Here is a 13145-nt window from a genome sequence, read left to right on the forward strand (position 1 = left end):
TTAAGAAGGCCACAAAAATTAAATACCATGAAAAAACCTACTATTCTTAAAATTGCAATATTGCTTCTGTTGATTTTACAAGCAGATGTAGTATTTTCTCAAACTTATAAGGCTTTTAATAAAGAATATACCACACAGGTTAGAGGAGATATTATTAACATTGGAAATAGTATACTTAACAGAGGTACTAAGAAATCTGACGGTACGTATAGTGTAAGTCCTAACACACCTTTTAGCGGTACTACTAGTAATGATACAAATGGTAATTTTGATATGTACTATATCAATGTTGACCCTGTCTCGAATAATAGTACTCCAATATTTAGTTCGAGTAGTGCCACTCTTACAGTACCAAATAATATTGCTCCTGCAGCTCCTTGTTATAAAGTTGCTTATGCTGCTTTGTATTGGTCAGGTATTTTAAGATCACCAGCAGATAGAACAAAAATTAAAAATGTAAAAATTAAGGTTCCCAATACCACTAATAGTAATTATCAGGATGTGGTAGGAACCGTTATTTGGGATATTGATAAAAATGCTGATGGTATTTCTGATTCAGGAGGTAATAAAACACAAGCTTATGCCTGTTTTGCTCCTATTACATCATTATTAAATGCAACTAATCCAAATGGAGTTTACACCGTAGCAAATGTACTAGCTACTGAAGGTGTAAAGAATACTAATGGTTCAACTGGTTTGGCCGCTGGATGGTCTCTTTTTATTATTTATGAAGATAATTCATTACCAACCAAGTCAATTTCTACTTTTAATGGATTTTTTGGGATAGGTAGTAATGCAGGCCCTATTAGCACAACGGTTAATGGTTTTACGACTCCAGATCTAGGTGACGTTAATGCAAGAGTCGCTTTTTCAGCTCTTGAAGGGGATCAAAATTATTCAGGTGATTACCTTTACATTAACAGTAAGTCTATTACGACATCACCAAGTTCGGTGAGACCAATAAATAATTTCTTTAAAAGTTCGATAACAACCTCAAATGGTGTATTTACAGATAGAAATCCTAATGGTACCAATACTTTAGGTTTTGATGCCGGAGTTCTTGATATTACGCCCCAAAGTGGAATTATTCCAAATAAAGCAACATCTGCACAAATCACCATAGGTACAAATGTGGATGTTTATATCAATTATTTTTTGGCTTTTTCGGTAGATGTTATTGCGCCTAATGTTAAATTGATAAAGAAGGTACATGATGCAGCTGAAGTTGACGCAGAAAATAAAAATGTAACATTAGGTCAGGAGTTGCGATATACTTTATCATTTAAAAATAGTGGAAATGACAGTGCAACCGAATTTACGATAACGGATCAGTTGCCAACTAACACCAATTTTAATTTTCCAGCAGATATTTTTAAGTTGCCTACTGGAATGACCATAGCTAACAATGTTACCTATAATGCTGCAACTCGAACTATAACATTCAAGGTACCAAATAGTTTGGTTGAAAAGAATGATCCGGAAGAGACAATCCGTTTTAAAGTCAAAGTGGTAGATGATTGCGCTTCATTGATAGATGCTTGTAATAATGTTATTAGAAACTCTGCGCTTACAAGCTATCGCGGTAACCCTGCGGCAGGTGGAGGTGGTAATGGTACTCTATTTGGAGATACGAGTTATGCTTCTGCAAATTCTTGTAATGCTACACCTCAGTCTACCAATTTCCTTGTAGGTTTAGATGCTTGTAAAAATAGTAAAGCAGAAATCTGTTTGACAGACATGGAACTTTCTGCAGCTGGTGGTTACACTACTTACAAATGGGCAACAAGCACAGCTTATAATCCTGTTTTAGGAACAAATCAAAAACTTAAAATTACAGGACCAGGAACATATTATGTTTATAGTACAAAAACAGGTTGTCCTGATTTCGAACAAATTATTACTGTAACAGATGGAGGTGGAGTAAAAACCAATCCTATTATTAAATATGCAGATAATAAAGATTCTAATGGTGTTATTGCTCCTTGTGATATTGATGGAAAGCCATTACCAAAAATATTTCTTTGCGGTGCCAATGATTCAAGACTTTTTGATTTAGCACTTCCATCGGCAACAGTTGTATGGGAAAAAACGACTTGTGTTCGTCCCCCACTTTCAGAGTTATCTGATTTATGTGCTGACGAAAGAGCATCTTGTACCTGGGTTTCAGCAGGACCAAACGGTTCTCTTTTTACAGCTAGTGAAGCAGGTTATTATAGAGTAACCATTAGTTCAGGAGGCTGTGTAAACAAATTTTATTTTAATGTCTACAAAAGTGATGTTGCTATAAATGAAACGCATAAAAATATTTTATGTACAACTCCAGGAAGCATTACTGTAGATAAACTTACAGGATATGAATTTAGCTTGACACATGTTCTGATTCCGGCTTCAAGCTCTACTACCACTGCATGGGGAGACAGTAATGTTTTTAGCATTACACAAGAGGGTAATTATGTAGTAAATTATCGACTTAAAAATGTAAACCCAACTTGTGCATACAAAACCAATCAAATTATCATTGCTAAAGATGGTTTTACTGTAGGAATTGATAATCCAAATGAAAATCCACTTTGTTTTGGAGATAAAGGAAGAATTCAGGTAAGTGCGACAAGCGGATTTACAGGATATTATTATACAGTTTATGAAGATGGTGTTTTATATCAAGATTTAGGACCACTACCAAATCGTACTCAAGATTTTAAAGATTTAACACCAGGAAAGACATATAGAATTGTAGTTTTCACTAAAAAAGCGGATGGGTCTATTGAGTGTACTGACGAAGTAAGTAAACTTATACCTAATCCAGCAGCTGCTTTAACTCTAACATCTTCAGTTATAAAACCTCTTACTGCTTGTGCCGATGGACAATATAGAATTACGGCTAGTGGTGGTAAATTTCCTTATGCATTTTTTGTAGACGGTTCAGCAACGGAGTATGCATTAGATGAAAATGGTAATACTGATTTGAATTCAATAATATTAAATACTCCTACGGCAAAAGAGTATACTATATTAGTACGCGATTTTAATCGTTGTGAAACTACGTACAAATTTACAGTTGCAGCAAACCCTAAACCAGTATATACCGTTGTTCCATCAACTATTAACTGTTATGGAGAAAAAGGATCAATTACTGTAAATGTAACAAACGCAAATGGCTATGCTTTAGAATATAGTATTGATAATGGCGCTACATTTGGTTCAAATCCAACATTCTTAAACTTAAAAGAAGGAACATATAATGTTGTTGTTCGATATACATTATCAGGACAAACATGTACAGACCCTGCTCAAGCTGTTGCAATTTTACCTCCGGCAAATGCCTTAACTGCTTCTGGAGGAGTTTCAGAATTAGCAGGATGTAGACTTGGAGGTCTTGGAGGAAGATTAAGATTTACAAACGTTACAGGTGGTACAATTCCTTATGAATATTCGTTTGATGGAGGAGCAAGCTGGCAGACTTCACCAGAGAAAGATGTTATGGATGGTACATATGTGCTTATCGTAAGAGATTCTAAAGGTTGTACTTATAAATTACCTTATGATGTAATTTTAGATCCAAAACCAGCAGATCCACAAATTGACCCAATTAATGTAGTTTATAACTGTACTGGTACTGGAATAGCTACTGTAACGGTTAATAATCCTGCAAATGGAAATTATTCTTATGAATATTATTTAGATGACGTTCCAAATACACCAATTGATAATAATGTATTTACGAATGTTATATCAGGAAGTCATAATATTAAAGTTAAATATAAATTAGAAGACGCTAGTACTTATAGTAACTTACTAAAAGAAGATTTTGGACACGGTGATCCTACAACAAGTCCTGGTATTGCAGCAGCTTATTGTTTTAATGATCAGAGAGTAACGGCACCTTATGTATGCGGAACACAATCTGTAGAAGATAATCAATATTCTGTAGCTAGTTTCTTTTGGAGAAATGATAATGCGTGGTATCACTTTAAAGATCACACTTCAAATGGAGCAGTTGCCGACGGAAGATATTTATTAGTAAATATCGGTTCTGCAGCAGGTGATTATGGAATTCTTTATAGTAAACCAATTGCAGATGTTATTCCTAATCAGCCAGTAAAAGTAGATTTGGCAGTTGCCAATTTATTAAATGCAGGTAAAGGTGGAGCCGCTCCAATTGTTCGATTTGAATTAGTAAATCCAGCAGGTGTTGTGGTTGCCCGAGTTGATACAGGAAAAATTGCTGAGGATCCAAATGACCCAAACAGAACAAAATGGATAGAGATTCCAACAATTTCTTTGAATCCAGGAAACAACACTAACCTGACATTTGTTATTCGTTCAGGAAGTTTAGAATATAATGGAAACGATTTATTGATTGATGATATTTCAGTATATCAATTACCGAAGTCTTGTTTACAAGAACAAAAAATCTTATTTGATGTTGGAACAGATAAAGCATTTACTGTTTTAGAGCCAGTTATTCAAGATGTTGCTTGTAACGGAGGAAACACAGGTGCAATTACAATTACAGCTCAAAATTTTGGTGCAAGGTTCTATTATTCTATAAATGGTGGAACTCTTCAAAGTTCTACAACATCTCCAGTTACTATTAGCGGATTAACAGCAGGAAATTATTCTGTGGTTGTACAAAGCGATGCAGCAGGAACTTGTTCGAAATCATATAGTAAAACAATTGGATCTCCAAGTGCTGTGACAGTTACAGCAAGTGTTACTACACCATTAACATGTAATCCAAATTCTGCTGCTATTACAGCTGTTGCTGTAGGAGGAACTTCTCCATATAAATATGAACTTAGAGCTGCAGACGGTGTTACAGTTATCACCGCATTTCAAGATTCAGCGGTATTTACTGGTTTAGGAAAAGGCACTTATACAGTTGCTGCTAAAGATTTAAGAGGTTGTTCTTCTGCAGTTTCAACTGCGGTTATTATAAATGACGCGCCACCAGTTACAGCAAGTTTAGCAAGTTCATCAGATTTATGTTTTGATGCTAATAAAGCTACAATTGTCGTTACTGCTTCAGGAACGGGAACATTATCTTATAGTTTAGATGGTGCTGCTGCTGTGACTACAAATACTTTTACAAATGTGGGAGTAGGAACTCATAGTGTTTTAGTAACAGATGCTAATAATTGTACTGTAACAGTTAGTAATATTATTGTTGCTCCAGAATTAAAAGGTAAGCCACAAGTAACAAAAACATTAGACTGTAATACAGCTGGTGCAACTATTAAAGTGGATATCGAAGGAGGTACTGCTCCTTTTACATATAAATATAAACTTGGTGCTTCAGGAACTTATAGTTCAAGCATTCCTGTTACTGGAACTTCATTTAATTATGCAGCTGCAGGCGCTGGTACATACTATTTCGAAATTTCAGATGCTAATAGTCCGACTTCTTGTAAAGTAGAGGTTTCAGCTACTGTAGATGCGATTACAAATCCAACAGTAACTGCACAACCAGTGCAAGTAACGTGTAATGGTGGTTCAACTGGAGAAGTAACATTAGTAGCTTCGGGCGGTTCTGGAGGATACAGCTATAGTTTTAATAATAGCGGATTTACAACTACGATAAAATATACAGGTTTAAAAGCCGGAATTGCTTATCCATTCCAAGTAATGGATGATAAAGGTTGTAAATCTGCGATAGGTTCTATTACATTAACAGAACCGACAGCAGTTCAAGGAACTATTAATGCAACAGAACTTACATGTAGTAGTACTGGAACTGTTCCGGCTGTTGTTACTGTAACAGGATCTGGAGGAACAGGACCTTATCAATATAGTTTCAACGGAACTTCAAATTTCACTACTACTAATACTTATTCAACTTCTGCTGCTGGTACAGTAACAGCTTATATTAAAGATAGCAATAACTGTCAAATTGGACCGTTAAGTATTACAATTGCGACTTTATATCAAATTACTGATATCACAATTACCGATAATGGTTATGATTGTTCGACAACTCCTCCAGGAGGTCATGTTAATATTGCAGCTGTAAAAGGTGGTGTTTCGGCGCCAATTCGTTATCAAATTATTTCAGGTCCTGCAGGATATGATACAGCAACTAATTCTGATGGTGAGTTTAAATCATTAGCTCCAGGAAGCTATATTTTTCAAGCTACTGATATTAAAACAGGTTGTTCATTTACTAAACAATATACAGTTAATGGTTCACCAGATATTGTAACTGGAGGATCAATCCTTACGACTATTAAATGTTTTGGTGGTACAGGAACAATTCAGTTTACTGTTAATGGAATAAAGAGCAGATTTGATTATGTTATTAAAAATGGCTCAGGAACTATTATCCAGAGTGCAAATAACCTAGTCGGATCAACAAATACTACAATTACCGTAGGAACAGCTTTAGCTGCTGGTGCTTATACTATAACTGCAACAGACAGAACAACAAAATGTCAGTCTGCTTATACAGTAACATTAACACAACCAGCTAATGCATTAGATGTTACAGCAACGGTTCCAAACATCAATTGTAATAATGGTCAGGCAATTATTACAGCTGTTGGTTCAGGCGGAACAACTAGTTATACTTATGCAGTTGTAATAAAAGGTGCGGTACCTACTGCCGGTGCATATGGAACTGATCCTAAATTATCTGTTAATACAGTTAATGGTACAAAAGTAGATTGGGATGTTTATATTAAAGATGCTAACGGTTGTACTGATTTTGTTTCTGTTAAAGTTTTACAAGATCAAACTCCAAGCGTTACAGCTACTTTAGATAACCAATGTACAGGTTCTGGAAATAAATTCAGAATTACAGCAAATGGAACTGGAGGAATTGCTCCATTAACTTATGGAATCAATGGTGCTACAGGTGCTTTTGGTCCAGATAATTTCTTTGATGTTGTTGCTAGCGCAACTCCATATATCGTTTGGGTAAAAGATGCTAACGGTTGTACTGCTCAAGCGGCAGCTATTACAGTTTATCCACAATTAACAGCAACGACTGCAATTAAAGAATTGGATTGTTCTACTACAAATCCAGATGCTACAATTACAGTTACTCCTAATGGAGGAAAAAGTCCATATACGTATCAAGTTTCGACAAATAACGGAACTTCTTATAGCGCTATGGCTTCGAATGTTTATACAACTTCAACAGCTGGAACATTCTTAATTAAAGTTACAGATGCGAATGGTTGTACATTCGTAACTACAACTCCAATACTTTCTATTTCTAATCCAACAGTAACAGCAAACCAAATTAATGTAAGCTGTAATGGAGGAGCAGATGGTTCAGTACAATTAATTGGAGCAGGAGGTTCATTAACAGGAGGTCAGAATTATCAATATAGCAAATACGGAATCATTTACGGATCTGCTTCTTCTTTCACAGGATTAGCAGCTGGAGATTACGATTTCTTTGTTAAAGACAGTAAAGGTTGTGTTGGTAAAATAACAGTTACAATAACAGAACCTTCTAAATTAGTTGTTAGTGCGAGCGCTACAAAATTCACATGTAGCACTACAAATACTAAACAAGCAGCTGTAGTAACGATCGCAGTTCCAACAACAGGAACATCGCCATACGAATATAGCTTTAATGGTGGAGGATATGCAGCTGGAAGAACTTTAACGGTAAATGATAACGGAACAGATCAGGTTATTAATTATTCTGTTAAAGATGCTAAAGGATGTACTGCTTCAGGATCATTAACTTTAAATAAATTAAACCCACCGGTTATTGCTAGCGTTACACCTACAGCAGTTACTTGTTTGGCAACATCAAGTTCAGTTACAGTTACAACAACTGCAGGAACGGGAGTTGCACCATTGGCATATACTATCATTGCCCCAGCATCAGCTACGAGCAATGTTACTGGAGCTACGTCTGGAGTATTTACAGGCTTGGCACCGGATACTTATACATTCAAGGTTACCGATGCAAACGGATGTTACGATACTAAATCAGTTACAGTTAATCCGGTTACACCAATTGCAATTGCAGGCAACAAGAATAATGATGCAAAATGTAAAGGCACATCAACAGGAAACGGAACATTCACTATTTCTGGTATCGCTACAGTTGGAAACTACAGTTTCACATTAACAGCAGGAACTTTAGGAACAGGCACATTGACAAAATCTGGCAACACATTGTCATTGACTAATGTTGCAGCAGGAACATATACAGTTTCAGTTACTGATACAGCTACAGGTTGTACTAACTCAACTTCAATTACAATAGGTGAGCCAGCATTGGCATTGGATGTTACAGCTTTGGCAACAAACATTAATTGTAATAATGATAATGCTGTAATTACAGCAACAGCAACAGGCGGAACTACAAATTATAGCTACGCAGTTGTAAAACAAGGAGCTTCAGCTCCGGCAACGACAGCTTATGGAACAAACAACGTTCTTACAGTAGACACTAACAGTGGAGCTGATATGAACTGGGTTGTTTATGTAATGGATGCTAACGGTTGTACAGATACGGTTGCTGTTCCATTGGCAACAGACCCAACCCCATCAGTTACAGCAGTTTTAAGCAACCAATGTACAGGAACAGGAAGCGGATTTACAATTACGGCTACAGGAACTGGAGGAACTGGAACTTTACAGTATGGTATCAATGGCGTAAACGGAGCGTTTTCAACAAGCAATGTATTTAATGTTGCTGCTGGAACTTATACTGTTTGGGTAAAAGATGCGAATAACTGTCCGGCTTCAGCAACACCAATTACAGTTAATCCACAATTAACAGCAATTGCCAAAGTAACTAAGCAATTGGATTGTACACCTACTCCAAATGCAGCTATTACAGTTGACATTACAGGAGGTAAATCGACTTACACTTACAAAGTAGATCCTGGTACAGGAACTTACGGAGCAAGTATTCCGGTTACAGGAACACAATTTGTGTATACTGGAGCTGCAGCAGCAGGTACATATAATTTTGAAATTACAGATTCTAATAACCCAACAGCATGTAAGGTTATTGTTTCTGCTACAGTTAATGCGATCAGTAATCCAACAGTAACTGCTACTCAGGTTAACATAACTTGTTTTGGAGCAAATAACGGATCAGTAGTATTAACAGGATCTGGAGGATCAGGCAATTATACTTACAGTGATGCTTTAGCTGGTACTTATTCAACAACAGCTAGTTTTACAGGATTAACTCCTGGATCGCATACTTTCTATGTGAAAGACAGCAAATTATGTTCAGGAAGTGTTACAGTTACTATTTTAGAACCGACTGCTTTAGTAGTTTCAGCTACATCGACAGGTTTCACATGTAGCACAACAAACACAAAAGTTGCAGGTTCGGTAACGATTGCAGTTCCAACAACAGGAACATCTCCATACGAATATAGCTTCAATGGAGGCGGATATGGCTCAACAAGAGTTCTTACCGTAAATGACAACGGAACAGATCAGACAATCAACTACTCTGTTAGAGATGCAAAAGGATGTATCACAAACGGATCAGTTGTTTTAAATAAATTAAATTCACCAAAAATCAATACCGTTGTTGCATCTGCAGTTACTTGTTTGGCGACATCAAGTACAGTTACAGTTACAACAACAGTGGGAACAGGAGTTGGTACATTGGTATACAGTATCATTTCTCCGGCTACCGCTACAGGTAATACTACAGGAGCTACATCAGGAGTATTTACAGGTTTGGCACCGGATACTTATACATTCAAGGTTACCGATGCAAACGGATGTTACGATACTAAATCAATTACGGTTAATCCGGTTACACCGATTGCAGTTGGAGTTAGTAAATTAAGTGATGTTAAATGTAAAGGAGACACAACAGGATCAGCAAGATATACCGTAACTGGATTTAGTTCTACAGGTAATTATTCAGTTGTGGTTACAACTTCACCTACGGGGTTACCTTATACAACAAGTACTAGTGGAGATGTAATTACATTAACAGGTATGAGTAATGGTAATTATACTCTAGCTGTAGTTGACAATACAACAGGTTGTCCAGCAAATGCGACAATTACTATTGCAGAACCTGCAAATGCTTTATCAGCAACTTTCGCAACAGTTAACGCTAACTGTCTTGTTGGTACTTCAAAAGTAACAGTTACTGCTGCAGGCGGAACAATCGCTTACAAATATGCTTTCATCCATGATGGAGCAACACTTAATGCTTCTGATTTTGGACCAAGCAATGTTGCTTACCTTGATCCGGCAACCACGGATTGGGATGTTTATGTTAGAGATGCAAATAATTGTCAGGTTAAATTAGATGTGACAATTGCGAAAGATAATGCACCAACAGTTACAGCTTCTGCTGTAGGTCAATGTTTAGGTGTTGGTACTTATACAATTACTGCTGTTGGTACAGGAACCGGTACTTTACAATATAGTATCAATGGTACTTCTTACCAAGCAGGTAATACATTTACAGTTACTGCGGCGGGTACTTATAACATTTGGGGTAAAGACGCAAATGGTTGTACAGCTCAGACTACTGTTCCAGTTATTGTTAATGATAAATTGACTTTATCTGCTCAATTAAATAAAAACATTACTTGTGTTGTAGGAAGCGAGGCAGCTCAAATTACTTTAACAGCAGGTGGTGGAAATGGAGTATACACTTATTCATTCACAAGTTCAGCAGCTGCTCCAACAGCAGTTTTATCTGGAAATGTGTTGACAACAAGTGATGCTGGAAATTATACTTTCACTGTGACTGATGGACGTGGTTGTACATTTACAACTACAGTGCCTGTTAGCATTACTTTGCCGGTTTATCCTGAGATTACAGGTGTAACTCAAACACAATTTATTAACTGTTTCGGAGAAGAAACTGCTGCTATTAGTATTGCAGTAGACAATACTAAAGGAGTTTCTCCATTTGTATTCAATGTAAGAAGAACAGCTCCAACAGTTAAAGATTATGGTACACAAACTTCTGGATTAACAGCTGGTGATTACACAATCACGGTTACAGATTCAAAAGGTTGTACAGATACAGAAACAATTCATATTAATGAACCTTTAAAAATTGTCGTTACAAGTCATGCAGTTAACATTACTTGTGTGCCAGGAGTTGGAACTTCAAAAGGATCAGTTATTGTTGACAATGTAACTGGAGGAACTGCACCTTATACATATTATGTAACAGGAATTAATAATTATTTTGCATCAGAAAATAATCTTTCTGGAACAACTTCTGTTACTTTTGATGTAGTTGATTTTGGTTTATATCAAATTCGTGTCGTAGATGCTAAAGGATGTACAGTAGTTAAATCAGACGTTTTGGTGGCTTCTCCACCTTCTGCTCTTGATATTCAGGTAGATCTTTCAACGGTTTATTGTACAGCTGTAGGTCCAATTCCTGCAGGTGGTACTGCGGTGGTAAAAATTGGATCAACATATATAGGTCCATTGCCATTCCATTTTAATATTTATAGAGGAGCTACACCACCTCAAATCTTTACTGCAGATGGCACAGATGGATGGCAGGGCGAAGATCCAGCAGGAAGTAAACAAACTACGTTCACAGGTCTTACTCCTGGAGTACAATATACTTTTATCGTTTACGATGAAAACACAAAATGTTATTATTATCAAGTTGCAGGGGATAAAATACCAACTAATACTCAGTTAACCGTTGCCGCTACTGGACATAATATTACTTGTACTGGTGCAGCTGATGGTGCAGTTGATTTTGTTGTTACAAATCCTTATGGTTCAGCTACACCAATTACAATTGGTTATGATGTAATCAATGCTTTTAATAATTTAAGCACGGGAATAACGGGTACATCTCCAAGTACGACTTCAAATTTTGCAATGTCGAATGTTGGGCCTTTGCCAAAAGGTACTTATTATGTTTTGATAAAAGAACTTGTAGGGCCAAATGCTGGTTGTAGTGTTGCGTCAGCTAACTTTAATATTTTGGAATCTCCACAATTACTTGTTCTTACAGCTTCAGTAATCAAGAAAGCAAATTGTGCAAATAATTCTGGAATTATTACAGCTACTGCATCGTTTGGAACAGCTCCATATACTTATCAATTATTACCTGATACAGCTGTAGCTCCTACAAGCGGTACTTCAGGTTGGAATACTCCTAATACTTTTAATGCAAATGCAGGCGACTATGTAGTTTATGCAAAAGATGCTTACAACTGTATTAAAGCATTCCCAATTACACTTGATAAATATACTGATCCAACTATCAATGTACCAGCTGCGATATGCTATACTGGAAGTCCTTTCACATTTACAATAACAGGTTCAGTTGATCCAACTATCGTAGGTGGAGCAACTTATAGTGTTGACGGAAGTACATTCCAAAGTTCACCAACGTTTACTTTTAGCGCAGCTAAAGTTTATACGTTATCGATTAAAGATGGAAATGGTTGTATCGCAAGTACACCTTTCGAGGTTAAACCACAACTTAAACTTGATGTTAAACAAACAAGAGATTTAAGCTGTATCGTTGGAAGTGAAGATGCTCAGTTTACTTTGACAGCTACAGATGGTTATGGTACTTATGCTTATTCATATACTTATAATGGTGGTACTAGTACTACTATGCCATCAAATGTTCTAACGGCAGGAGGTGTAGGTACTTATGTATTTACAGTTACTGATGCTCAAAACTGTCAGGCAACTTATACTATTAATTTAGATGCTATTCCAACAATAAACTTTACAGTTTCTTCTGTAGATGCTAGTTGTAACTTAGCATCTGACGGAACTATTACAGCTGTTGTATCAGCAGGTGTAGGTCCATTTAAATATCAATTAGAAGATGGTGCTACAATAGTTGCTGCTTACCAAGATTCTAATGAATTTAAAAACTTGCCAGCTAAAACTACGTATGTAGTACGTGTTAAAGATGCAAGAGATTGTACAGATACTAAACCTGCGACTATTGGCCAGCCGACTCCATTGACGGCGAGTTCAACGATTACGACAGCTTTATTATGTACAGCAGGCAATGCTCCATCAAAAGCGGTTGTTACGGTAACTCCATCAGGAGGAACATCTCCGTATCAGTACAGCTATGACAATGGCACAAGCTTCTCAGGAACGAATACGTATGAGACGTTTGCTGGAATTACATTTGATGTAATCGTTAAGGATGCAAATGGTTGTACATTCACTATCACAAATGGTGTTAA

At 36.6% G+C, this 13145-nt stretch carries 1 protein-coding gene; it reads left to right on the forward strand.

What is annotated here, in order from left to right; all coding sequences use genetic code 11:
- Positions 1 to 27: 27 nt before the first annotated feature.
- The coding region (locus GQ47_RS07330) for a SprB repeat-containing protein (protein ID WP_035646770.1) at positions 28 to 13145 on the forward strand (13118 nt) is incomplete at its 3' end.

It is taken from the genome of Flavobacterium sp. ASV13 (genome assembly GCF_000745775.1).
GTDB lineage: Bacteria > Bacteroidota > Bacteroidia > Flavobacteriales > Flavobacteriaceae > Flavobacterium.